Here is a 25,264-nt window from a genome sequence, read left to right as displayed (position 1 = left end):
CGACTTCCGCACGACACACCGGGACATAGGATCGACGGATGCGCGAATCCGCTCCGATCGGTCCGGCCGGTCTCACGACGGTGCTCGCGCTCGCCGACTCGCGGCTGCCGATCGGCGGGCACGTGCACTCCGGCGGGGTGGAAGAAGCCGTCGCCTCCGGCCTGGTCCGCGACGTCGCGACGGTGGAGCTGTATCTGCGCCGCCGCGTCCTGACCTCGGCGCTGGTGGCCGCGTCGCTCGCGGCGGCGGTGTGCGCGGGGGAACTGGAGCCGGCGCGGGCGGAGGCGGAAGCCGATGCGCGCACGCCCGCGCCAGCGGCGCGGGCGGCATCCCGCGCCCAGGGGCGCGGTCTGGCGCGCCTGGCGAAACAGCTGTGGCCGGGACACGATTGGTCGCCGCTCGGCACGACACCGCATCTGTCCACGGTCTTCGGAATGGTCGGCCCGGCCGCCGCGGTGCAGCCCGGGGAGATCGCCGGTGTGGTGGTCTACACGACCCTCACCGGCGCCGCCACCGCGGCCCAGCGTCTGCTGGCCCTCGATCCCGCCGCGATCGCCGCGTGCACGGTCCGGCTGGCCGGCCTGTGCGACCGCGTCGCCGCCGAGGCCGTGACCGGCCTGGCCGCGATGTCCGACCCGCTGCAGGACGTGCTCGCCGAGCGCCACCGGCAGCGGGACATGCCCCTGTTCGCGAGCTGACGCCCCGGAAGAAGGAGACCGCGCCATGCCCCCGCATCTGATCGACGGTGAGCCGCACGACCACGGTCACGACCGGCCGAAACGGGCCCGCACGCCCGGGGAGGCCCTGCGCATCGGCATCGGCGGCCCGGTCGGTTCGGGCAAGACCGCGCTGGTGGCGGCGCTGTGCAGGCAGTTGCGCGACGAGCTGTCGCTGGCGGTGCTGACCAACGACATCTACACCACAGAGGACGCCGACTTCCTGCGCAGGCACGCGGTCCTGCCGGACGAGCGGATCGCCGCCGTGCAGACCGGCGGGTGTCCGCACACCGCCATCCGGGACGACATCACCGCCAACCTCGACGCCATCGATGATCTGGTCGCCGCCAATCCGCCGCTGGATCTGATCCTGGTGGAATCCGGCGGCGACAATCTGACCGCGACCTTCTCCTCGGGCCTGATCGACGTGCAGATCTTCGTGGTGGACGTGGCGGGCGGCGACAAGGTGCCGCGCAAAGGCGGTCCCGGCGTGACGTTCTCGGATCTGCTGGTGGTCAACAAGACGGATCTGGCTGCGCTGGTCGGCGCGGACCTGGGCGTGATGGAGCGCGACGCGGCGCGGGTGCGTGCGAACCGGCCGACGGTGCTCGTCTCGCTCACCGAGGACCCCGCGGCGACGCCCGTGCTGGCCTGGGTGCGCGAGCGATTGCGCGAGGTCGCCGAGCAGGACCGGGCGGGCGCCGGCGAATCCGCCGCCGCGCACTGAGTTCCGCCGGTGCGCACCGAGTTACGCATCGTCGCTCGTCCAGGGGTTCTTCCGGAGATCCACGCGAGCGGCGGGTTGTCGGCCCGCCGCACCGGCCCGCGCACGGTCCACCTCATCGGCACTGCCGCCACGCCGCTGGGCGGCGACGAACTCGACATCGTGATCGTGGTCGCGGCGGGCGCCGAACTGGTGGTGCGCTCGGTCGCGGCCACGCTGGCGCTACCCGGCCGGGCGACGCCGCTGTCGTCCGGGCGCTGGCAGCTGGAGGTCGGCAGCGGGGGAGTGCTGGATTTCGATCCCGAGCCGATGATCGTCGCGGGCGGCGCTCGGCACCAGACGGTCACCACAATCCGCCTGGATGCCGGAGCCCGGCTGCGGATGCGTGAGCGCGTTCAGCTCGGACGCACGGGCGAGGACGGCGGGCAGTGGCGAGGAGATCTGATCGCCGACGTCGACGACATGCCCCTACTGCGCCACCGGCTGGCGCTGGGCGCGGGCACGCCGGCCGATGACGCGCTGTCCGCGCCGCGTGCTTTGGAGAGCGAGCTCGTCTACCCGGACGAATGCACGGCGGCGACTGCCGATTTGCGGGAGAGCCGGTTGCCGCTGGCAGCGGGCGGCAGTTTGTTCACCCGCACCGGATCGGTGCTGCGGGTGTCGGGCGTGGAACGCGCCGAGGTGAAGGGCTGATCAACGGCGATCGGAAGTGCCGCCGTGGTGCGCTCGCATCCGGGGCGGCCTGTCGGGACCGCTCCCGTGCCGTATGTGGGATTCGTTCCATTCAGGTGTAATTCGACCGAGGCTTGGAGAAAGAAAGGGTGGGAGCTCGACAGCGTCGTCGGGTTCCCACCCTTTCGGCTCGCCTCGCGGAAACGTCATCCGGTCAGCCGTCGGCCGTGTCCGCGGCCTCCGTTGCCGTCTCGGCCGGGGCCGGGGCGACCGGTTCCGGTGCGCTGAGCGCCCGCGGCGGCGCGCTGAGCGCGTGCACCGCTCCGAGTCCCGCGCCGATGCCCGCGCCGATGGCGGACAGCGGGGCGGCCATCAGCGCCGCACCGTAGGCGGCCCCGATCGGGCCTGCGGCCAGGCCGATCGGCGCGAACGGCAGACCGATGGCCAAGGCGAGACCGCCGCCGACGGCCGCACCGAACAGGGCGAACGGGCTGGCGAACACGAAGCCCGCCGCCGCGCCGATCGCGGCGGCGCCCATGGTCTGACCGGCGACGCGGTCGGATCGCGTGCGCTCCATCCCGATCGAATCGAAGAACGTCGCCATATTCGCTTCGGCCATCGCGGCGGTGTCGTTGATCTGGATCGCCTGCTCCCGGTAGAGCCACTCCGGCGCGTCGACCTGCACGTCGCCGAAGCGCAATTTGCCGGAAGGCGGCGCGATCGGCGGCACGGGGGCCACCGGGACCGGCGCGTGCAGCCCTACCAGCGGAGCCAGATACTGGTGATCGGGCAGTGGACGTGCCCATTGCAACGAACTCAGCACGTCGTCGGGGATCCGCAGACCCTCGTACGGGCGCACGTTCGGCGCCTCGGCCGCGGGCCACTGGGCCGGTTCGGAATCCGTCCTGGTCACCGGAACCGGTAGATCGGGCTCGGCGTTCGCCGTCCCGGTTCCCACCAGCGCCAGCACGAGAGGAACCGTCCCCACGGCGACCAGGGAGCCCAGTTTCGCCCGGTGCGGCCTGGGTGCTCGGTGCTTGCCTGTGCCCATAGATCACCTTTCATCCGAAGGAGACGTCGACGCCTCACATTCGGATCCGCTGGGCGACCTGGATTGGTCGAACGCGCGACGACGGCGCGATCAGCCCGCTTTCGCGTCGGTGTGCGCCTTGTCCACCGCGACCCTGCTGTTGGTGGACGCGCCGAGGGCGGCGGCGAGTTGTTCGGCGTCTTCGTCGTCGCCGTTGCTGATCGCCTCCAGGGCCAATCGGGCGAACACCCACTGCTCGGTGGCGGCCATCTGCCCGCGGCTGCGGCCGAGGAAGGTGACGAACCACTGGATCACGGTGACGATCCGGCTGCGGTAGCCGACCAGGTAGTACAGGTGCAGCGCCAGCCAGGCCAGCCACGCGATGAACCCGCCGAACTCCAGCTTGCCCACCTGGCACACGGCGCTGAACCGCGAGATCGTGGCCATGCTGCCCTTGTTGAAGTACTTGAACGGCTTGCGCTCCTGCGGCGTCTGGCCTTTCAGCCCGGCTTTGATCTGCCGGGCGGCATAGGTCGCGCCCTGGATGGCGCCCTGCGCCTGCCCCGGTACGTTCGGCACCGACATCAGGTCGCCGACCACGAAGACGTTCGGGTGGCCTTTGACGGTCAGGTCCGGCTCGACCACGACCCGGCCCGCGCGGTCGACCTCGGTGCCGTCGGACTGGTCGGCGATCAGCTTGCCCAGCGGGCTGGCCTGCACGCCCGCCGACCACACCTTGCACGCCGACTCGATGCGGCGGACCGTGCCGTCGGAGTCCTTCACCGTGACGCCGAACGCGTCGACATCGATCACCATGGCGTTGAGCTGGATCTCCACGCCCATCTTCTCCAGGCGCCGTTGGGCCTTGCCGCCGAGCTTGGGACCCATGGGGCCGAGCACCGCGCCCGCGCCCTCGATGAGCACGACCCTGGCGTCGCGCGGATCGATGTTGTGGAAGGTGCCCTCCAGCGTGCGGTCGGACAGCTCGGCGATCTGCCCGGCCAGCTCCACGCCGGTCGGGCCCGCGCCGACGATGACGAAGGTGAGCAACCGGTCGCGCTCCTCCTGGGTGGTCGCGAGTTCGGCCTGCTCGAAGGCGCCGAGAATGCGGCCGCGTAGCTCCAGCGCGTCGTCGATGGTCTTCATGCCCGGCGCGTAGGTGGCGAAGCGGTCGTTGCCGAAATAGGACTGCTGCGCGCCGGTCGCGACGATCAGGCTGTCGAACGGGGTGACCGTGTCCTGGTCGAGCAGGCGGGAGGTCACCGTGTTGGCGGTCAGGTCGATGTCGGTGACCTCACCGAGCAGCACCTGCGCGTTCTTCTGCTTGCGCAGCACCAGCCGGGTGGCCGGCGCGATCTCGCCGACCGAAAGGATGCCGGTGGCGACCTGGTAGAGCAGCGGCTGGAACAGATGGGTCGAGGTCTTCGAGATCAGCGTGACGTCGACATCGGCGCGCTTGAGGTGCTTGGTGCCGAACAGGCCGCCGAAGCCCGAGCCGATCACCACCACCCGGTGCCGGCCGTTCTCGACAGTCTGAGTGCTCATCGTCCTGCTCCTCGATGGACCTTGGGGGTCGTCCCCGGCGGCGATTCCTGACAGCTAAACCGTAGCCGCCGCGCCGGGCACCGTCACGGCGAGATCCCCGTTCCTGGCGTGTTGCGGTGCGAAGTCGCACCGCCGCCGGGCCGGGTAGGGGAGGATCGACCCGAGCGAACCGGCCGGGTGGACGAGGTCGGGAGCCTACGATGGTAACTGTCGCTCAGGGAGGATTGCCATGGTCGCCGGTGACCGTGCGATCGGCCGGAAGCCCAGCGTGCAGGCCGAATCGGAGAACATCGCGCTGATCGAGGTACCGCACGGCCATCTGATCGACCGGGCGCTGGGATTGCTGCCGGAACGGCGCCAGGTGCTGGCCACCCCGCCGCTGGGCAGCGGCACCGTCCCGGTGCGCGGCGATGCCGGGCTGCCCTACCTGGGCCGGGCGTTGCACTACATGCGCTGGGGCCCAGCGGAGATGATGGAGCGCTACCGCAGGTACGGACCCGTCTCGCTGAACACCTCGCTGGGCGTCGACCGGGTGCTGGTCGCGGGACCGGAGGCGCTCGAAGAAGTGCTCGGGCACCGGCGCCGCGACTTCGGCCAGGGCTGGGACTATTTCATCGGCCCGTTCTTCCGGCGCGGCCTGCTGCTGCTGGAATTCGACGAGCACAAATTCCACCGCAAGATCATGCAGCAGGCGTTCACCAGAGACCGGCTGGAAGCCCACTTGGCGGCGCTGACACCGGTGGTACGCGACACCATCGCACACTGGGTGCCGCCGGAGCGCGACGCCGAACGCACGGTGCGGCTGTATCCGACGATCAAGGAATTGACCCTCGAGATCGCGGGCGAGACGTTCATGGCCGCCGACGTCGGCCCCCGGCGCAGGCAACTGATCGACGCGTTCGTCGACTGCACGCACGCGGGGCTGGCGATCATCCGGCATCCGGTGCCTGGCGGCAACTGGCGCGCCGGGCTGCGCGGCAGGAGAGTGCTCGAGGACTACTTCACCGCGATGCTTCCGGACAAACGCCGCGTCGAGACGGCTGACTTCTTCTCCGGGTTGTGCCACGCGCGCAGCGAGGACGGCGGCGTCTTCGGGGACGCGGACGTGGTCAACCACATGATCTTCCTGATCATGGCGGCGCACGACACCACCACGACGACCGCGACGGCCGTCGCCTACTACCTGGGCAAGCACCCGGAGTGGCAACAGCGGGTGCGCGCCGAAGTGCTCGACATGGACGCCCGCCTCGGCGACGCCCCGCCCGCCATCGCGGACCTGGAAACGCTGCGCGACCTGGACCTGGTGGTCCGCGAAAGCCTGCGGCTGATGCCGCCGGTTCCCGGACTGTCGCGCCGCGCCGTGCGCGACACCGAGATCGCGGGCCACTACATTCCGGCCGGCGCCCCGGTGGACCTCGCCTACCAGGTGAACCACCTGCTGCCCGAACTGTGGACCCACCCCGAGCGCTTCGATCCGGAGCGATTCGGCGAACAGCGGCGCGAGGACAAATCGCACCGCCTCGCCTGGATGCCGTTCGGGGCGGGCGCGCACAAGTGCATCGGAATGCACTTCGGCACGTTCGAGGTGAAGACGGTGACCGCGGCACTGGTGCGTGAATACGAGTGGCGGATCCCCGAGAAATACCGCATGCCCTGGGGATTCACCACGATCCCCTTCCCCAGGGACGGTGCGCCGATGACGTTGCGCAGGCGCGCGGCCGCCTGAGCGGCCGTGCGGTCAGCGGCCCGCGAGCAGGATCTCCGCGAGCTTGGTGTCGGTCTCGGCGCCTTCGGTGTAGCCGCCCGCGTCACCCAGCGAACTCATGATGGCCAGGGTGTAGCGCTCGCCCGGTCCCGCGAAGCCCACCGAGTTGACCACCCAGCCGCCCTGCTCGGCCGACCAGCCGTTCTTCAGGCCGGGACGCATGCTCGCGCCCGCGCCCCAGACGCCCCAGTGCTGGTTGGAGTCCACCGCGCGCATCCGGTCGACGAGGTAGTTGCGGTCGTCGGGGTGCATGTGGTTGAGGACGTGGTCCATCAGGCGGTCGAGGTCGGCGGCGGTGCACTTCTGGAACGACCAGTCCGGGAACAGCGCGGTGTTGGTCGGCTGCGGGACCAGCGAGGTCATCCCGTTGGCGCGGAAGGCGTTGTTGAACGCCATCCGGTCGATGCCTGCGTACTTCGTCCACAGCAGGTCGGCGGCGCCGTCGTTCGAGGTCGCGAGCATTCCCTCCATCAGGCCGCGGTCCTCGGGCGTCAGGTTGATGGCGCCGACCCGCGCCCGGTTGAGCAGGTCCGCGGCGATCGCGAGCTTGATGGTGGAGGCGGTCCAGACCGCGTTCTCGGCGTTGGCGTTGGCGTAGACGCCGCCGGACACCCGGTCGCGCAGGACGTAGCCGGTGACACCGGGACGGCTGTTGAGGTAGGCGTCGGCCTTCGCGATGCGGCTGCTCAGATCGCAGTCGAAACCGGGCAGGCAGCCTTGGGTGTGCGCGAGCGGCGCCGCGCCCGCGATCGGGAGCGCGGTGGGCAGGCTCGGGGCGATGATCGCCGCGGCGGCGAGGACACAGGCGGAAGCGGCCACGCGGGGAACGGCCCGGGTGGCGGGGGACGGGTAACGCACGAGGGACCACGATCGCACATCGCGAGTCCGGACGCACGTCTTGAGCTCGCATCCGGGGTGTGCTATGCCGGTTTCCGCCCCTTGCGCCGCAGCGGATTTCGCTCATCGCCCCCGGCCAGGCGGGTCAGCGGAAGGCCGCGCGCAGTTCCTCGACGGTGCGTCCGTTGAGCCGGTAGCAGTGCTCGAAGGCCTCGGTGTGGCGTTCCCGTGGCCAGGAATGCAGGACGACGGTGCGACCGTAGTGGCGCGAGTTGATCAGCTCCCAGCGGTCACCGATCCGGCGGACCGTGAATCCGCCTCTCGGGACCAGGGGAATCACCATCGCATCCATGAACGCGAACCAGCCTTTCGGTGCAGCTCTCTCGTTCCGCCCCGGTGCAAACTCTCCTCCCCGGTGCAGCACTGTCGCACATCGCCGTGACGGTTCCGGCGTGACACGGCGGAGTAATCCGTTCTGGTGTGGTCCATTTCACTGACCTCAGGATGGGGCGGTGCAGTTGCGCGTCGGTCGCTGCGCGTATAAACGTGCACGAAGTCCGAGGCAGGTGCTGCCGGACACCGGCGATCGAGAGGGCGCAGATGCCGCTGCACATCCACCGTGCCGAGCGCGCCGACGTCCTTGCCCGCGCGCTCGCCGGGGTGCTGGCGTCGCCGCAGGACGACCCGTTCGCCGCCGAGGTGGTCGCGGTGCCGGCGAAAGGCGTGGAGCGCTGGCTGGCCCAGACGCTGTCGGGGGTACTCGGCGCGGGCGGCGCGGCCGACGGCGTGTGCGCGAACATCGCCTTCCCCTCTCCCGCGGCGCTCGTCGCCGAGGCCCTGGCCGCGGCGAGCGGGGTGGCGCAGGCGGAGGATCCGTGGGCGCAGGAACGGGCGGTGTGGACGCTGCTGCGGGTGATCGACGCCTCGCTGTCCGAGCCGTGGTGCGCTGTACTCGCCAGGCATCTCGGCGCGCGGGACGCCGCGGGCGGCGAGCACCGCGCCGGACGGCGTTATGCGACCGCCGCTCAGCTCGCCGCGCTGTTCGACAGTTACGCCGCGCAGCGTCCCGCCCTGATCACCGAGTGGGCTGCGGGCCGGGACACCGACGGCGCGGGCGCCCCGATTCCCGACGACCTGCTCTGGCAGCCGATGCTGTGGCGTAGGCTGCGCGCCGAGATCGGGACGCCGAGCCCGGCCGAACGGCTCGACGCCGCCTGCGCGCGGCTGCGCGCACGGCCCGATCTGGTCGCGCTGCCGCCGCGGCTGTCGCTGTTCGGCGTGACCCGGCTGCCCAGCGACCAGCTCGCGGTGCTGTCGGCGCTGGCCGCTGGGCGCGAGGTTCACGTGTGGCTCGTGCATCCGAGTCCGGTCCTCTGGTCGGCTCTGAGCGAGCTGCCCGCTGCCCGGTCGCGCGCCGAGGATCGCAGCGCCACGGCGGTCGAGCATCCGCTCTCGGCGGGGCTGGCTCGCGACGTCCGGGAGTTGCAGCAGCGGTTGGCCGCGTCCGCCGCCGTCGGCTCCGACACCTACCATCCGCGCGCCGCGTCCGGCGACATCGCGACGGAGGACGATTCGCCCGCGACATTGCTGCGCGCGCTGCAACGCGGTATCCGGGACGACCGGTGGCCGCCCGCGCCGGGTGCGGCCCGCGCCGACGGCACCGTGCAGGTGCACGCGTGCCACGGCCCGGCGCGGCAGGTGGAGGTGCTGCGGGAATGCCTGCTGGGGTTGTTCGCGGCCGACGAGACGTTGCAGCCGCGTGACGTGCTGATCATGTGTCCGGAGGTGGAGGCGTACGCGCCGCTGGTGCGCGCGGCCTTCGGGCAGCGCACGCCGGGATCGCCGGAAGCGCAGAGCGATCCGGAGCACCCGGCGCATCTGCTGCGGGTGCGCCTTGCCGACCGGGGGCGCGGGGTGACCAATCCGCTGCTCGCGGTCATCGCGGTGCTGCTCGAGCTGGCCGACGGACGGGTGACGGTGACCCAGGTGCTCGATCTCGCCGCCGCCGAAACCGTCCGGCGCCGGTGCGGATTCGACGACGAGGACATCGAGCGACTGCGCGAGTGGGCGGCGGAATCCGGGGCCAGATGGGGCATCGGGCAGCGCCAGCGCCAAGCGTTCGGGCTCGCCGATTTCGCGCAGAACACGCTGAACAGCGCGGTGGACCGGATCCTGCTCGGGGTCACGGCGGGGGAGACCGCCGAGGACTGGCTGGATCTTGCGCTGCCTCTGGACGACGTGGACAGCAACGACGTCGATCTGGCCGGGCGTTTCGCGGAGTTCATCGATCGGCTCGCGGTGTGCCTGCGCGACCTGCGCGGCCCCCGGCCCGCGCACGAATGGGCGGCGGTGCTCGGCCGGGCACTGGATCTGCTGACCGACGTGCCCGAGGCGCAGGCGTGGGTGCGCACCGAGGCCAGGCAGGAACTCGCCGCCGCCACCGACCACGCGGGCGATGTGTCGTTGCGGCTGGCCGACGTCGGTGTGCTGCTGCGTTCGCGGCTGGCGGCGCGGCCGACGCGGGCCAACTTCCGCACCGGCGAGCTCACCGTCTGCACGATGGTGCCGATGCGGTCGGTGCCGCACCGCGTGGTGGTGCTGCTCGGGCTCGACGACGAGATGTTCCCGCGCGCGAGCGTCGCGGACGGAGACGATGTGCTCGCCCGCGAACCGCTGCTCGGCGAACGCGATCCGCGCAGCGAGGACCGGCAACTGCTGCTGGACGCGGTGCTCGCGGCCGGGGACACGCTGTTGGTCTTCCACACCGGCGCCGACCCGGTCAGCGGCGCACACCGCCCGCCCGCGATTCCGGTGGCCGAGTTGCTGGACGCGCTGCGGGCCCACGTCGGCGCCGAGGCGATGCGCGCGGTGGTGACGCGGCATCCGCTGCAATCCTTCGATCGCCGCAACTTCCGGGCCGAACATCCGTTCAGCTTCGACACCGTGGCCCTGGCCGGCGCGCACGCGGCCGACGGACCGGTGCGTCCGCGGCCCGCATTCCTGGCCGCGCCGCTGCCCGCCGCGCAGACGGCGGACGTCGCGCTGGCCGATCTGATCTCGTTCGCCGAGCACCCGGTGCGCGCGTTCCTGTGGCAGCGGCTCGGTCTGCGGGTCCCGGAGCACGACGAGGACATCGCCGACCGGCTGCCCATCGAACTCGACGGCCTGGCCAAGTGGGAGCTGGGCGAACGCCTGCTCGCGGCCCGCCTCACCGGCGCCGACCCGGCCGGGCTTCGGGCGGCGGAGTGGCGGCGCGGCACGCTGCCGCCGTTCGGATTCGGCGCCGCCGTGCTCGACGAGGTCGAACACACCGTGGACCGGTTGGTGCGCGCCGCGCAGGCGGACTACACGGGCCCGGCGCGCGCGGTGGACATCGCGGTCGACCTCGGGAACGGGCGGCGGCTCACCGGAACCGTGCCCGAGGTGCGCGGGGACACCCTGGTTCGCACCACCTTCTCCCGGCTGGCCCCCAAACACCGGATCGGGGCGTGGGTCTCGCTGCTGGCGCTGACCGTCACCGAGGACCGCCCATGGCGGGCGGTGAGCACCGGCCGCGGCCAGTTCGGGCGTCCCGCCTGGCGCTGCGAGCTCACCCCACCCGACGCGCCCGCCGCCATGGAGATCCTGCGCCAGCTGGTCGCGTTGCGCGACGCGGGTCTCACCGAACCGCTTCCCGTCGCGCCCACCGCCACCGCGGTCTACGCCGAACGCCGTTTCCGCGGCGCGAACACCGAGGACGCGATCGCGGCGGCGGAACGCGAATTCAACGGAGGGCCCAACGGCCCCGGGCCTTTCGGCGATCACACCGACCGCCATCTGCGCTACATCTGGGGTCCGGCGCCCCGGCTCGACGACCTCATGGCCGCGCCCGCCCCGGCGGGGGAACCCGGCGAGAGCACCCGCTTCGGCGCGCTGGCCCGGCGCATGTGGACGCCGTTGCTGGCCGCGGAAAGCCAGGGTCAGCCGTGATCGAGCGCGAGCAGGCCCGTTCGGAGCGCATCCGGGGTGGGTTCCGGTGCGAACGCGCGCGACACAGCGCCGCGGCGCGTGTCGGTCGCCGGGGCGCGACGGCGCGCGCGGCAGAATATCGGCTCGGACAGTCGCTTCGGGAGCACCGTCCGGCGTGGCCGGACACCCGGGCGACCGCGGAGCGCGGGACCACCGGCCGCACAGGAGGGAGGCACGCATGACCGTGCAGGAAACCTCCTTCCCTGCGGGCGCTTTCGACGCCGACGCGTTCGAACCGTACGGGCCGCTGCCCACCGGCACGACCGTGCTGGAGGCCAGCGCGGGCACCGGCAAGACGCACGCCATCGTCGGTCTGGCCGTGCGCTATGTCGCCGAGGCGGGGATCGACGTGTCCCAATTGCTGCTGGTGACGTTCAGCCGCGCGGCGACGCAGGAACTGCGGGAGCGCACGCGGGACCGATTCGTCGCCGTCGCAGCCGGATTGGCCGATCCCGGCGCGGCCCGAGCGCACGCCGACGAACTGGTCCGCCATCTCGCGCAGGCCGACGAAGACGAGGTCCGGTCGCGGCGGCGACGGTTGCTGGCCGCCCTGTCGGATTTCGACGCGGGCACCATCGCCACCACGCACAGCTTCTGCCAGCGCATGCTCGACGAACTCGGTCTCGCGGGCGAACACGACCCCGGCACCCGGCTGGTGGAAACCGTCGACGACCTGGTCGGCACCGTCGTCGACGATCTGTATCTGCACCGTTACGCGCGATCGCAACCGCCGTTCTCGGTGAAGGAGGCCCGCGCGCTCGCGCTGGCCGTGGTGCGCGACCGGCACGCAACGCTGGCGCCCGACGGCGAGGCGGGCGAGCGGGTGGCGTTCGCGCAGGCCGTCCGCGCGGAGACCGAGCGCCGCAAGCGGCTGGCCGGGCTGCGCGACTTCGACGACCTGCTGGTGCTGCTGCACGACGTGCTCGCCGACCCGGAGCACGGCCCGCGCGCGTGCCTGCGGATCCGGGCGCGCTACCGCGTCGCGCTGGTGGACGAGTTCCAGGACACCGACCCGCTGCAATGGGACATCCTGCGCAGGTCGTTCCACGGGTATGCCACCTTGGTGCTGGTCGGCGATCCCAAACAGGCGATCTACGCCTTCCGCGGCGCGGAGGTGCTCAGTTACCTGGACGCGGTCGCGCACGCCGACGTCCGCAGAGAACTCACCACCAACTGGCGCAGCGACGCGGGGCTGCTCGCCGCGCTGGACCACCTGCACGGCGCGGCGGCCTTGGGGCACGAGCAGATCCGCGTCTATCCGGTCGCCCCGACCAGGCCGTGGTCGCGGTTGTCCGGACCCGGCGAACTCGTCACGCCGCTGCGGATCCGGTGCCTGCCGCGCACGGGAGCGGGGCCGCTGAACAAGTCCGGCTTCCCCGCCGTCGGCCGCATGCGGGCGAAGGTCGCCGACGATCTCGCCGCCGACATCGTGCGCCTGCTGGAATCCGGTGTTCTGCTGGACGGTAAAGCGGAAATGGTTGCCGCCGAGGGGGATTCGCTCCGAGTGAGCGACCCGGCGCGCAGGCAGATCGGGCCCGGCGACATCGCGGTGCTGGTGCGCACCCGCTCGCAGATCGACGTGGTGCGCGCCGCGCTGGATCGCGTCGGCGTCGCCTCCGTGCTCGCGGGCGGGGTCAGCGTCTTCGCGACCGAAAGCGCCACCGACTGGCTGTGGGTGCTGCGGGCGCTGGAACAGCCGCACCGCGGCGATCGGGTGCGGCTGGCCGCGTGCACACCGCTGCTCGGCGTGACCGCTGCCGAGATCGATAGCGGAGGAGCCGATCTGGTCGGCCGGGTCAGCGCCCAGTTGCGTGAGGCGGCGCGGCTGTTCGGCCGCGCGGGATTCGCGGCCGTGTTCGAGAAGATCGCGGCCGAAACCCGCTTGGCGCCGCGGCTGCTCGCCGTGGAGAACGGGGAGCGTCAGCTCACCGACCTGCGGCACCTCGCGCAGTTGCTCGACCAGGTCGCGCTCACCGAGGGACTGGGGCTGACCGCGCTGACCCGATGGCTGGCCGACCGGGTGCGCGATCCCGCCTCCGGCGCGGTCGCCGACCGCAGCCGCAGGCTCGACCGCGACGCCGCCGCCGTCCAGATCGCCACCGTCCACGCCAGCAAGGGACTCGAATTCCCGGTGGTGTACCTGCCGTTCGCGTGGGACAGCGCGAAGAATCCCTATCCGGCGACGTTGCTGTTCCACGCCGAGGACGGCGCGCGCGTGCTGGACGTGGGCGGCCCGGACGCGCCCGGCTACGCCGAACGCAAGGCGCGCGGCGAAGCCGAGGAGGCGGGCGAGGAACTGCGGCTGCTGTACGTCGCGCTGACCCGCGCCATGTGCCAGGTCGTCGCTTGGTGGGCGCCCGCGATCACCACCGCGGCTTCACCGCTGCACCGCATGGTCTTCGGGCGCTCCGATCGGGGCGCCGCCGTCGCCGCCCGAGCCGCGGTTCCCGCCGATGCCGTTGCCGCGCAATCCCTTTCGTCCTGGGCGCAGGAGGCGGGCGCGGCGATCTCGGTGACGGCGGTGGCCGGGACCGACGGTGTGGCGATCCGGCGGGCGCGCACGGCGCCCGCACCGGGAGCACTGGCCGCCGCACGTTTCGACCGGGTGCTGGACCAGCAGTGGCGGCGCACGTCGTACTCGGCGCTGACCGCCTCCGCGCACGGTCCGGCGGCGCCCGGATCCGACAGCGAGCCGGAGGACGCGCGCGGGCAGGGCGACGAGCCCGAGGGCACCTCCTCGATCGGCGCGGCGGAACCGGAGGCCGCTGGCGCGGCGTCGCTGATGAACGCGTTGCCCTATGGAGCGGAGTTCGGCACGTTGGTGCACGGCGTCCTGGAACGGATCGACACCGGTCGTCGCGATCTGGACGCCGAGGTGCGCGACCGGTGCCGCGATGCGGTGGCCGAGCTGATGGCGGAGCTGGATCCGGAATGCCTGGCCACCGCGCTGCTCGCGGTGCTGCGCACCCCGCTCGACGGTGGCTGTCTGGCCGATGTCGCCGCAGGCGACCGTCTCAGCGAACTCGAGTTCGAGTTGCCGCTGGCGGGCGGGGACCGCGTCGGCGCCACCGCGGCGACGCTGCGGCGCGTGGCGGAGTTGCTGCGCGAGCATCTTCCGGCGGACGACGACATGCTGCCCTACGCCGACCAGCTGGCGGCGCTGGAGGACATCCCGCTGCGCGGATACCTGACCGGCAGCATCGACGCCGTGCTCCGCGTCGCGGGCGGCGCGCATCCGCGCTTCGTCGTCGTGGACTACAAGACCAACCGGCTCGGCACCGGCGATCTCACCGTCGCGCACTACACCCGCGACCGGATGGCGGCGGAGATGCTGCGCTCCCACTATCCGCTGCAAGCGCTGCTGTATTCCATCGCGCTGCACCGGTATCTGCGCTGGCGGCTGCCCGGCTACGACCCCGCTCGGCATCTCGGCGGGGTCCGGTACCTGTTCGTGCGCGGCATGATCGGACCGCGGACCCCCGCGGGTTGCGGCGTCTTCGACTGGCACCCGCCCGCCGATCTGGTGGTGGCGCTGTCGGCGCTGCTGGCGGGGGAGGCGGGGCGGTGACCTCGATCCAGGTGGCGCAGCGGGGAACCGGCCTGCTGCGCGTCTTCAACGAGGCCGGTGTGCTGTCGGCCGCGGACGTGCACGTGGCGCTGCGGCTGGGCAGGCTGGGCCGGGAATCGTCGGAGCCTGTGCTGTTCGCCGCGGCGCTGGCGGTGCGCGCGGTGCGCTCCGGATCGGTGTGCCTGGAACTGCACCGGATGCGGGAGATCGGCGTCGACGCCGACGAGACGTGGGACGCGGGCATCGATCCGGCGACGCTGCCGTGGCCCGACATCCCCGCCGTGGTCGCCGCGCTGCGGGTGAGCCCGCTGGTGCGCGGGGGACCTGCGGGTCCGTTGCGGCCGCTGCGCCTGGTCGAATCCCAGGGGGCGGGCGATTCCGGTCCGCTGCTCTACCTCGATCGGTACTACCGGCAGGAGCAGACGATCCGGCGGGTGCTCACCGAGCGATCCGCGCACCATCCGGTGGTCGATCCCGCGATCGTGCGCCGCGAACTGGACCGGTTGTTCGACGGGCCGTCGGCGACGGCGCCGGATCGCCAGCGTCTGGCCGCCGCGCTCGCCGCGACGCACTGGACCACCGTGGTCGCCGGTGGACCTGGCACCGGCAAGACCCACACCATCGCCAGGATCATCGCGTTGCTGGCCGCGCATCGCGAGGCGGAGCCGAATCTGCCCGCGCTGCGCATCGCGCTGGCCGCGCCCACCGGGAAAGCGGCGGCACGCCTGCAGGAAGCCGTTCGCGAGCAAGCGGTTGCGCTGCGATTGCCGGAACTCACCGCCGCCACCCTGCACCGGTTGCTCGGCTGGCAGCGCGGTCGCAGCACCCGGTTCAAGTACCACGAGTTCAACCGGCTGCCCTACGACGTGATCGTGGTCGACGAGACCTCGATGGTCTCCTTGACCATGATGAGCAGGCTGCTGGCGGCGCTGCGCCCGGACACCCGTCTGGTGCTGGTGGGCGACCCGGACCAGCTCGCCTCGGTCGACGCGGGCGCGGTGCTCGCCGACCTGGTCGCCGGGCCCGTCGCCGCCACCCCGAATCCGGTGCTCGACGAGATCCTCGGCCCGGAGGCGACCGGCGAGCACGCCGAGGCGTTGACCGTGCTGGAGCGCACCCGCCTGCGGGGCGGCATCGTCCGGTTGACACGGGGCCGCAGGTTCGGCGGACGGATCGCCGAGCTGGCCGTCGCGGTGCGGGCGGGCGACGCCGACGCCGCGCTCGAGCTGTTGCGCGCGGGCGGTGACGAAGTGTCGCTGGGCTCGCCCGACGAGCTGACCGCGGTCCGCGCCGACGTGGTGGGGGCCGCGACCGCGGTCACCGCCGCCGCGCTCGACGGCGACGCGGCGGGCGCGCTGCACGCGCTGGAATCGCATCGCCTGCTGTGCGCGCACCGCCAGGGGCCGTTCGGTGTCGAGCGCTGGGACCGGATGGCCGCGGAATGGGCCGCCGTCGCGGGGGCGGGCCCCGATTCCCACCACGCGCCGTGGTACCCGGGACAACCGCTGCTGGTCACCGCGAACGATCACGAGGCGCGCATCTACAACGGCGACACCGGCGTCGTCGTGCGGATGCCCGACGGTTCGCTGCGCGCGGCGCTGCAACGCGGCAGCGAACCGTACCTGGTGCATCCGACGCAGTTCCCCGCCGTGGTGACCGTCTTCGCCATGACCATCCACCGCAGCCAGGGCAGCCAGTACGACACCGTCTCGGTCGTCCTGCCCGAGCCCGAATCCACCTTGCTCACCAGGGAATTGCTGTACACCGCGATCACCAGGGCGCGCCGCCACGTCCGCATCATCGGCACCGAGGAGTCCATCCGCGCCGGTATCGCGCGGCGGGTGCTGCGCGCCAGCGGGCTGTCGCGCCGGGAAGGACCGCGATGACCCTGCGCGGCGCCCGCCGCGTCTACCCTGGCGGTCCGCGCCGCCGCGCAGCCCCGGCCGCGTACGACGGGTCGTGTGCGCGGCCGAAAGCATCGGTCCGATGGGGACCCGCACGGTTCACCGACGACGTCGGGATCCGAGCGTGTCATGGTCGCGGTGCGGCGGTACGGCTGATGACACGGGGAATGTCGAGGGCAGCCAATTTGTCGGGGTTCCGGATGCCGTAGCCGTTGACGATCTTGTCGTCGGCGATTTCGAACACCAGCACCGCCTCCAGGTTGTCGCCGATATAACAGGCGAGTGCGGGCTGGCTGTTGCAGTTCACCGCATGAATCCGGACGTCAGGGTGTCGCCGCGCGTACCGGAAGACCGCCATGAGCACGGCGCCCACTCGCTCTGCGCCGACGAGGACCAGGTCTCGCAGCGCGGTCACCTTGCCGCCGCTGTCGGTGGTCCAGGTGATGTCTGGTGCGAGGATCGCCAGCAGGCCCTCCATGTCACCCGTGGTCGCGGCGGACATGAATCGTTCGGTGACCGCCGCGGTTCTGGTGGTGTCGACGGGACCGAACCGCTTGCGCCGCGCCTGGACGTGATTGCGGGCACGACGGGCCATCTGATGCACGGCGTCGACGGATTGACCCGTCGCCGCGGCGATCTCGGCGTAGTCGAAGCCGAATACATCACGCAGAACGAATACCGCCCGCTCCGCGGGGGTGAGCGTTTCCAGCACCACCAGCATCCCCATCGATACCGACTCGGTGAGTACGACATCGGCGGAGGCGTCGCCGTCGGCGAGCAGTAGCGGTTCGGGCAACCACGGGCCGACGTACTCCTCGCGGCGACCGGCACTGACCCGCAACGCGTTGAGGGCCTGCCGGGTGACCAGTTGCGCCAGATACGACTTGGTGTCGCGGACAGTTGCCAGATCCACGTTCCTCCACCGCAGGTAGCTGTCCTGCAGCACATCGTCGGACTCGGTCGCGGAGCCGAGGATCTCGTACACGATGGTGAACAGCAGGGGTCGCAGATGCAGGAAACGCTCGGTGTGCTCGTCGACTCCGGTCACGGGTGCGACACCGCCTCCGGCTCGGTTCCCCGGATGTCCTTCCGCCTGCCGAGGCCCATGAAGGATGGGATGGCGCCCGGCTTGCGGGCCTCCTTGCGAATGGTTCCCACCGGACCCGCCAGACCCACCTTCTCCTTGATCAAGCCCGCCACACGCCCGCTGATGTGCAGATTCACCGGAGTGTCGTCGCGACGGCTGAACTGCATCGCACCGGCGCGGCTGCCCAACCCCACAGTGCTGGCCACGAAAGCCACATCCAGCACGGCGGGCTCGGCGCCCGCGATGCGGGCCAGCACGTTGTCCGCGGCTTGGGCGCCCAGAGGTTGTGCGGCGTAGCAGCTCATCCGCAGCGGGCGGCCCGAGGGGGCGGCCGCGTCACCCGCGGCGACGATTCGGTCGTCATCGATGCTGGTCAACGTCTCGTCGGTCAGCAGGCGGCCCAGCGCGTCGGTGCGCAGGCCACTACGTGAAGCCAGATCGGGCACACCGAACCCGGCGGCCCAGATCGTGACCGCGCTGGGCAGCGTACTGCCATCGGACAGCACCACGGCGTCGCGCCGCACCTCGGCTACCCTCGCGTTCTCCAGCACATCGACTCCGTTCCCGGCCAGCCACTTCCCGACCGACCGCCGAGCCGGGTCCGAGAAGCTCGCCGCCAACCTACCTCCGCACACCAATGTGACGGTATGGCCTTGCTCGACCAGTTCGGCGGCCGTCTCGATTCCGGTGAGCCCAGCGCCGACGACGACGATCGGCTGATCCGCGGGCACTTTCCCGATCGCTTCGCGCAGCCGCTGCGCGTGCTCCCATTCGGCGATGGGATAGCCGTACTCCGCCGCACCGGGAATCGATGCCGGCATCGCCGCGGTACTACCGACCGCGTAAACGAGGTAGTCGTAGTCCAATTCACGACCGGAGCCCAGCTCCACGGTGCGGGTGGCCGTATCGATACGGAGAGCGCGGTCGACGACCAGCCGCACGCCCGCGCCGAGCAGTGTGTCGTAGCCGATGGCGGCCGCGTGGGTGCCGGCCACGAACTGATGCAGCCGCATCCGCTCGATGAACTCCGGCCGCGGGTTGACCAGCGTGATCTCGACGTCAGGACGCAGCCGCAGCCGATTGGCAGCTACGGAACCGGCGTATCCGCCGCCGAGAACGACAACCTTGGTGATGGCGTTGAAATCAGTCATGCCATCGAGACACGCGCCGGCGCTCAGATCCGACATGAAGTGGCGCAAGTCACATTCATCCACCTCGGCTTCGCTCGTCCGGCCCGGTACAGGCGAACGCGGCCAGCAGGGCAGCTCCTGAACCGGGCAGCCCTGCGATGTGCTGATGCCGGCTACCGCTCGAGTACAGCGTGCGCGCCCGGGCGGCGTTCCGAAGCGAAGCCGGCGCCCGGTTCGCGAAGTTCTCAGCGCAGAACCGATTCGAACAAAGGCCAGCTGTTGTGCAGGTCCTGCTGCCAGTAGCCCCAGGAGTGGGTGCCGCTGGCGCGCAGATCGAAGGTGGCGGGGACGCCGAGTTCCTGGAAGCGGTCGCGCAGGGCACGGGTGCAGCGGTCCGAGACGGCTTCGAGCATGCCGCCGATGGCCAGCTGGTCCACCAGCTTGGTGGCGTTGCCGTCGATCCCCGTGCTGTGCGGCTGGTCCAGCGGGCCGGCCTGCCCGTTGCCTGCGGCCACGTAGATCGTCGTGCCCCGCAGCCGATCGGCGTGCACGTAAGGATCGTTGGCCGTCCAGGCCGGATCACCCGGCGGTCCCCACATGTTCGACACCGTGCCGCCCTCGGCGGTCACGATCGTGGCCACCATGGCCTGCCCGGCGGGATCGCTGGTGCGCACGCAGCCGCTGTAGGAGCCGATGGCCTTGTACAAACCCGGTGCGGCCATGGCCAGCTGGAAGACCGAAGTGCCCGTCATCGAGACTCCGGCGATGGCGTTGGCGCCGCTTCCACCGAAGGTGGCGTCGATCTGCGAGGGCAGCTCACGGGTGAGGAACGTGGTCCAGCGCTGGCGGCCCAGGACCGGATCGTCGGCGCGCCAGTCGGTGAAATAGCTGCCCGCGCCACCGACCGGCACCACCACGGTCACCTGCTGGTCGGCGAAGAACCGGTCGATGTCGGTCCGGTCGGTCCAGCCGTCGCCGCCGGTGCCGCCGTCGATGCCGTTGAGCAGGTACAGCACCGGAGCGGGGCGGGACGGGTCCGGGCGGGGCAGCACGACGACCGACACCGGTGCGGCCATCGCGGGGGAGAAGACGGTCAATTCGACGGCGCGCCCGTGCGCACGGGTCATCGGGGCAGGCTCGGCGCTCGCGGGGCTGCCGGAGCACATCAGCATCGACAGCGCCAAGATGCCTGCGCGCCAGGCGGTTCCGCGCGAGCTGCGGCACGGTCGACGGGACGCCATGCGCTCGACGCTAGGTTTCGCCGCACCGGGACCGCAATGGCCGCACGCCCGATTTGGGAAATCCGGCAAATGGCCGCCGCAGGGAATTGGTATCGCACACAGAATCGCCGGAAAATCCGGCGACCTGTCCACCCGATGTTGTTGACTGCGAATTCGAGCCCTCCTACCCGGGGCCAGGAGTCGACATGTCCGCATATTCGCATCGAACAGGCGCGGTGATCGCCGCGGTCCTCATTTTGTCCTACGCGTTGATCGGCGCACAGCCGGTCCGTGCCGATCCACCGCAATCGGTCGCGGCGGCGGACGGCTCACGCATAGTGGAAACCCGGTTCGAATCCGACCGGCAATCCGAACTCGAGGTGTATTCGGCCGCGATGAACAGCACCACCCGGATTCATGTGCTGCGCGCGGCCGATCCGGACCTGCCCGCGCCGACCTTCTATCTGCTCAACGGCGCCGACGGCGGATCGGAGGGGAATTGGCTCGACGGCGCCGATCTGGTCGATTTCTTCCGTGACAAGCAGGTGAACGTGGTCATCCCGTTCGGCGGCGCGGGCAGCTATTTCACCGACTGGCGCAGCGACGACCCCGTCCTCGGCAGGCAGCGCTGGTCCACCTTCCTGACCAAGGAGCTGCCGCCGCTGATCGACGCCACGTTCAACGGCACCGGGACGAACGCCATCGCGGGCATCTCGATGGCGGGCACCTCGGTGTTCCAGTTGGCCATGGCGGCACCGGGTTTGTACAAGGCCATCGGCTCCTACAGCGGTTGCGTGCGCACCAGCGATCCCGCCGGTCAGGCGGTGGTTCAGGCGGTGGTCACCCAGCAGCGCGGCACGGTGTCGAACATGTGGGGGCCGCCGACCGACCCCGCGTGGCGCGCCAACGATCCCTATCTGCACGCCGAACGGCTGCGCGGCACCGCCATCTACGTCTCCACGGGAACCGGGCTGCCCGGACCGATCGACAACCTCGACGGCGCGCGTGGCGACTTCACGCAACTGCTCTACCAACTGGTGATCGGGGCGCCGCTGGAGGCGGTGGCGAACCTGTGCACGCACCAGTTGCAGGACCGGCTGCGCCAGTTGGGTGTCGCGGCGACCTTCGATTTCCGGCCGAACGGCACCCACTCCTGGGGCTATTGGCATCAGGACCTGCACAATTCGTGGCCGATGATGGAAGCGGCGCTGCGATGACCCGCAAAGAGGCCGCGGTGGCGCTGGGATCGTTCGGGGCCTGCCTCATCTCGGTCTTCATGCAGATGATCGACGTGACGATCGTCAACACCGCCCTGCCGGTCGTCACCGCCGAGTTGCGGGCGTCGCGGTCGGAGCAGCTGTGGGTGGTCGCCGGATACTCGCTGGCCTTCGCCTGCGTGCTGCTCACCGCCGCTCGCGTCGGCGCGATCGTCGGACGCAGGCGGATGTTCCTGTGGTCGGCGGTGGCCTTCACGGCGGCCTCGGTGTGGTGCGGGATGTCCACCGCCGCTACGGAACTGGTGCTCGCGCGGATCGTTCAGGGTGTGGCTGGCGCGGGCATGGCGGCACAGACCATCGCCATCATCACCGCGAGTTTCCGCCGCGAGCACCATCAGTACGCCTTCGCCGTGTACGGCGCCACAGCGGGTTTCGCCGGGATGCTCGGCCCGATCCTGGGCGGCGCGCTGATCACCGTGGACCCGTTCGGGCTCGGCTGGCACGCGATCTTCCTGATGAATCTGCCGCTGGGCGTGGTGGCGATCGCGCTGGCCGCGAGCTACCTGCGGCCGGGCCCGGCGACGGATCGGGAACCACTGGATCCGCGCGGCGCCGTGGTGGCCACCGCGGCGCTGTTCGGTCTGCTGTTCGCCTTGTCCGACAGCCAGCAGGCGGGCTGGCGCCCGGTGCACGGGGTGTACATCGCCGCCGCGGTGGTGCTGGGCGCGGTGTTCGTGGCACATGAGCGCGCGACGCGCCGCCGCGGCGGTCGGGCGCTGGTGCGGCTCGACCTGTTCGCCGACCGGGGCTTCGCCGTCGGATCGGCCCTGGTCGCGATCTTCTTCGGGCTGTTCACCGCGTTCGTGTTCACCGTATCGATCCTGTTGCAGGACGTGCTGCGGTTCTCCGCGCTGCGCACCGGCGTCGCGATGACGCCGTTCGCGCTCGGCGCGGGCGCGGGTGCGGTGCTGTCGCCGTTGCTGGTTCGGCGCTGGGGAAATCTGGCGCTGTCGGCAGGGATCGCGCTGTTCGGCGGATGCGTCGCGGTGGGAGTGGGCTACCTGTATGTGGGTGACGGCGCTGTCAACCTCCCGCTGGTACTTGGGCCGACGTTTCTCGCGGGGTTCGGCGTCGGCGTGTTCGGCGTGCCGCTGCAGCCGCTGATGCTGGCGGAGTTGGACGATCGGTCCATGGGCGAGGCCTCTGGCGTGCTCCCCACCATCGAGCAGATCGGCAATTCGGTCGGACTGGCGGTGCTCAGCGCGCTGTTCTTCCGCGCGCACACGCTCTCGGGCAGCATGGTCATGCTCGCGGCCATCGCCGCCGCGGCTTTCGGCCTCGCCGTGCTCACGCGGGCCTTGCCGGACCGCGCGCGGGCGGCTACGAGTCCGTTCAGCTGGTCGATCGCGGGCTGACCCCGGCTACGCGATTCCGCCCGGCGCCCCACCCGATCATCGCCCGATCGCGAAGTTCTCCTTCTCAGTGGTGCGTGGGCGCCGGCACTGCCGCCGAAGACGGCGCGATGCCCGCGCGCAGCGTCCATGGCTCGGCCGAACACAAAACCTCCGCCGAGGCTAGGCGCGCTCGGAGCCGTGGACGGCTTCGGTGCGGGTCTCCGGTTCGCTAGAGGTCCCGTCCGGCCCGCCGCGCTGGACGACGCGCCGCAGCCAGGAAGGCGCCCACCAGCAGGCGTCGCCGAGCAGGCGCATGGTGGCGGGCACCAGCAGCATGCGCAGGATCGTCGCGTCGATGAACAGCGCCGCGACCATGCCGTAGGCGATGTACTGCATCATGACCAGATCCGACCAGGCGAACGCCCCGGTGACCACCAGCAGGATCAGGGCGGCAGCGGTGATGATCCAGCCCGTGCGCGCGATGCCGGTGCGCACCGCCTCGGTGGTCGTCGCGCCCGCCGCCCGTGCCTCCACGATGCGGGCGAGCAGGAATATCTCGTAGTCGGTCGACAGCCCGTAGATCACGGCGACGATCAGCACCAGCACCAGCGCCATGATCGGCTGCGGGGTGAACTCCAGCAGGTCAGCGCCGTGGCCCTGGACGAAGATCCAGGTCAGGATGCCGAGTGTGGAGCCGAGCCCGAGCAGATTCAGCAGCGCGGCCTTGAGCGGCAGCACCAGGGAGCCGAAGGCGAGCACCATCAGCACGGTGGTGACGAGGAAGACCAGCGCGATCATCAGCGGCATCCGGCGCAGCAGCGCGTCGACGCTGTCGCGCTGGACCGCGGGCTGCCCGCCCACCAGCACGGTCGTTCCCTTCGGCACCGGCATGGAACGCAGATAGTCGATGGTCGCGTTCGCCTCGTGCGCGTCCCGCAGCACGGTCGAGGTGGTGAAGACGCTCGGATGCGCCGGTCCCTGCACCGCGCGCGGGAACGGCGCGATGAGTCCGGGAGCCAGGCCCGCCCGCGCGACCACCCCGTCGATATCGGCGGTGTTGTGGGTGATCAGCACGAGGTCGACCGGATTGATCTGCCGCAGCGGGAAGACCTGGTCGAAGTGCTGCTGCGCCGTGCGGGCCGGATGCCGCGGCGGCAGGAAACGCTCGGAGATACCGCCGAACGCGACGTCGCGCACCGGGGCGATGAGCAGCACCAGGATGGCCACCACCGGAACCGCCACGGCCAGCGGTCTTTTCATGACCCACCCGGCGACGCGGCCCCACGGATTGTCCGCCTCGCGGTCGCTCGCCCGCCGCGCGTGGAACCGATTGAAACCCAGACGATCCACGCGGGGGCCGAGCACGGCCAGCATGGCGGGCAGCAAGGTGATCGAGATCAGCGCCGCGAGCGCCACCGTTACCATCGCGCCGAGGGCGAACGAGCGCAGAAAACCTTGTGGGAACAGCAGAATGGCGCCTGCGGCGACCACCACGATGGTCGCGGAGAACACCACGGTGCGCCCGGCGGTCGCGACCGTGCGCCGCACCGCCTGCGGCAGCTCGCGCCCGTCGGCCAGCTCCTCACGGAACCGGCTCACGATGAACAGGCCGTAGTCGATGGCCAAGCCGAGGCCGACCATCGAGACCACCGGCGAGACGAAGGAGTTCACCTCCATGACGGTGGTCATGGCGCGAATGACTCCCCACGCCCCCAGCACGGTGAGCCCGCCGACGATCAGCGGCAGCGCGGCCGCCACGACGCCGCCGAACAGGAAGAACAGCAGCACCGCCACGGCGGGCACGGCGAACAGCTCCATGCGGCGCTGGTCGTGGGCCATGGTGTCGTTGAGGGCGGCCGCGACCGGTTGCCCGCCCGCGACCTCCATCTCGATGCCAGGTATCCGGAACTGATCGGCGACCTTTCGATAGTTGCGCATGATCTCGGTGTCATCGCTGCCGCGTATGGCGACGGAGGCGAACGCGTACTCGCGGTCCTGGGAACCGAAGACATCCGGCAGGTGCAGCCCGGTGTCGGTGGGCCAGTAGGTCGCGTTGATCTTGGTGATCCGGTCAGGGAAGCGTTGCGGCAGGCTGTTCAAGTGGCCCACGACGGTGGCGGCGAAGGCGGGATCGTCGATCGTCCTGCCTGCCGGGGCGCGATACAGCAACAGCACATCGGCGATGTGATCGTGGCCGAACGCCTCGTCTTTGAGCCGGGCCGCCCGCGCCGATTCCGAGGTCGGATCGTTCCACCCGCTGACGCTGAGATGTTCGTCCAGCCCGAGGCCGTACCCGCCGAGCGCGAGCAGTGCGGCGACGACGACCCCGATGACGGTGAATCGCCGCCGGACGAGCATATCGGTCCAGTGCGTGAACTCGGCGAACAATGCCGCCTCCTAACCGATGACATCGTATTTCGGCGAGGGCCGGGAACAGGTGAAACCTA

The 25,264-nt window shown here is 71.1% G+C and carries 17 protein-coding genes; 9 read left to right on the top strand and 8 right to left on the bottom strand.

Annotated features, from left to right (window positions below; translation table 11 throughout):
- The first annotated feature begins 38 nt into the window (after positions 1-38).
- The 3 genes from ACH49X_RS01790 to ACH49X_RS01780 are packed head-to-tail and all read left to right on the top strand — an operon-like array spanning position 39 to position 2,133.
- On the top strand, positions 39-698 hold the full coding sequence (locus tag ACH49X_RS01790; RefSeq protein ID WP_357207188.1) for an urease accessory UreF family protein: 660 nt from the start codon (positions 39-41) through the stop codon (positions 696-698).
- A 25-nt stretch (positions 699-723) separates the two neighbouring features.
- Positions 724-1,443: an urease accessory protein UreG gene (gene ureG / locus ACH49X_RS01785; protein WP_195080154.1), complete on the top strand. Its 720-nt coding sequence runs from the start codon at positions 724-726 to the stop codon at positions 1,441-1,443.
- A gap of 9 nt (positions 1,444-1,452) precedes the next feature.
- Entirely contained in the window at positions 1,453-2,133 is a 681-nt protein-coding gene (locus ACH49X_RS01780) for an urease accessory protein UreD (RefSeq protein ID WP_195080153.1), read from the top strand.
- Positions 2,134-2,326: 193 nt separating this feature from the next.
- On the opposite strand, the gene ACH49X_RS01775 is transcribed toward ACH49X_RS01780, so the two are convergent.
- Both ACH49X_RS01775 and ACH49X_RS01770 read right to left on the bottom strand, forming a co-directional pair.
- Positions 2,327-3,163 carry a hypothetical protein gene (locus tag ACH49X_RS01775; RefSeq protein WP_357207190.1) on the bottom strand — a complete coding sequence of 279 codons (837 nt, stop codon included), beginning with the start codon at positions 3,161-3,163 and terminating at the stop codon, positions 2,327-2,329.
- Positions 3,164-3,253: 90 nt separating this feature from the next.
- A complete protein-coding gene (locus ACH49X_RS01770) occupies positions 3,254-4,687 on the bottom strand; it encodes an NAD(P)/FAD-dependent oxidoreductase (RefSeq protein ID WP_195080152.1) in 1,434 nt (477 codons plus the stop codon).
- Between the two features lie 229 nt (positions 4,688-4,916).
- On the opposite strand from ACH49X_RS01770, the gene ACH49X_RS01765 reads away from it, so the two are divergent.
- Positions 4,917-6,413: a cytochrome P450 gene (locus ACH49X_RS01765; RefSeq protein WP_357207192.1), complete on the top strand. Its 1,497-nt coding sequence runs from the start codon at positions 4,917-4,919 to the stop codon at positions 6,411-6,413.
- A gap of 12 nt (positions 6,414-6,425) precedes the next feature.
- Here ACH49X_RS01765 and ACH49X_RS01760 read toward each other — a convergent pair whose 3' ends face one another.
- Together ACH49X_RS01760 and ACH49X_RS01755 are read right to left on the bottom strand one after the other, a co-directional pair.
- On the bottom strand, positions 6,426-7,310 hold the full coding sequence (locus ACH49X_RS01760) for a tat pathway signal sequence (RefSeq protein WP_323123988.1): 885 nt from the start codon (positions 7,308-7,310) through the stop codon (positions 6,426-6,428).
- Positions 7,311-7,434: 124 nt separating this feature from the next.
- Positions 7,435-7,632, bottom strand: coding sequence for a hypothetical protein (locus tag ACH49X_RS01755; RefSeq protein WP_228827007.1), 198 nt, complete (start codon positions 7,630-7,632; stop codon positions 7,435-7,437).
- A 257-nt stretch (positions 7,633-7,889) separates the two neighbouring features.
- On the opposite strand from ACH49X_RS01755, the gene recC reads away from it, so the two are divergent.
- The 3 genes from recC to recD all read left to right on the top strand — a co-directional run bounded on the left by recC (position 7,890) and on the right by recD (position 16,751).
- The gene (gene recC, locus ACH49X_RS01750) at positions 7,890-11,258 is read left to right on the top strand and encodes an exodeoxyribonuclease V subunit gamma (RefSeq protein WP_195080150.1); all 3,369 of its coding nucleotides are present in this window, start codon (positions 7,890-7,892) and stop codon (positions 11,256-11,258) included.
- 217 nt (positions 11,259-11,475) lie between these two features.
- Positions 11,476-14,865, top strand: a complete 3,390-nt coding sequence (locus ACH49X_RS01745) for a UvrD-helicase domain-containing protein (RefSeq protein WP_357207194.1) — start codon at positions 11,476-11,478, stop codon at positions 14,863-14,865.
- On the top strand, positions 14,862-16,751 hold the full coding sequence (gene recD, locus ACH49X_RS01740) for an exodeoxyribonuclease V subunit alpha (RefSeq protein WP_357207195.1): 1,890 nt from the start codon (positions 14,862-14,864) through the stop codon (positions 16,749-16,751). Before ACH49X_RS01745 ends, recD begins: the two co-directional genes overlap by 4 nt.
- 145 nt (positions 16,752-16,896) lie before the next feature.
- Here recD and sigJ read toward each other — a convergent pair whose 3' ends face one another.
- The 3 genes from sigJ to ACH49X_RS01725 form a co-directional block, all read right to left on the bottom strand.
- On the bottom strand, positions 16,897-17,817 hold the full coding sequence (sigJ, locus tag ACH49X_RS01735; protein ID WP_357105643.1) for an RNA polymerase sigma factor SigJ: 921 nt from the start codon (positions 17,815-17,817) through the stop codon (positions 16,897-16,899).
- Positions 17,814-19,007 carry an NAD(P)/FAD-dependent oxidoreductase gene (locus tag ACH49X_RS01730; protein ID WP_195080146.1) on the bottom strand — a complete coding sequence of 398 codons (1,194 nt, stop codon included), beginning with the start codon at positions 19,005-19,007 and terminating at the stop codon, positions 17,814-17,816. Before ACH49X_RS01730 ends, sigJ begins: the two co-directional genes overlap by 4 nt.
- Positions 19,008-19,231: 224 nt before the next feature.
- On the bottom strand, positions 19,232-20,227 hold the full coding sequence (locus ACH49X_RS01725; RefSeq protein WP_195080145.1) for an alpha/beta hydrolase family protein: 996 nt from the start codon (positions 20,225-20,227) through the stop codon (positions 19,232-19,234).
- Between the two features lie 185 nt (positions 20,228-20,412).
- On the opposite strand from ACH49X_RS01725, the gene ACH49X_RS01720 reads away from it, so the two are divergent.
- Both ACH49X_RS01720 and ACH49X_RS01715 read left to right on the top strand, forming a co-directional pair.
- A complete protein-coding gene (locus ACH49X_RS01720) occupies positions 20,413-21,423 on the top strand; it encodes an alpha/beta hydrolase family protein (RefSeq protein WP_357207197.1) in 1,011 nt (336 codons plus the stop codon).
- Positions 21,420-22,838 (top strand): MFS transporter, encoded by a 1,419-nt coding sequence (locus ACH49X_RS01715; protein WP_357105650.1) that lies wholly within the window; start codon positions 21,420-21,422, stop codon positions 22,836-22,838. Before ACH49X_RS01720 ends, ACH49X_RS01715 begins: the two co-directional genes overlap by 4 nt.
- A 159-nt stretch (positions 22,839-22,997) precedes the next feature.
- Here ACH49X_RS01715 and ACH49X_RS01710 read toward each other — a convergent pair whose 3' ends face one another.
- Positions 22,998-25,205 (bottom strand): efflux RND transporter permease subunit, encoded by a 2,208-nt coding sequence (locus ACH49X_RS01710; protein ID WP_195080142.1) that lies wholly within the window; start codon positions 25,203-25,205, stop codon positions 22,998-23,000.
- Positions 25,206-25,264: the final 59 nt, after the last annotated feature.

It is taken from the genome of Nocardia sp. NPDC019323 (genome assembly GCF_044389845.1).
GTDB lineage: Bacteria > Actinomycetota > Actinomycetes > Mycobacteriales > Mycobacteriaceae > Nocardia > Nocardia implantans.
Note: the sequence above shows the minus strand (reverse complement) of the source record. Positions and strands in the feature narration are given on the sequence as shown.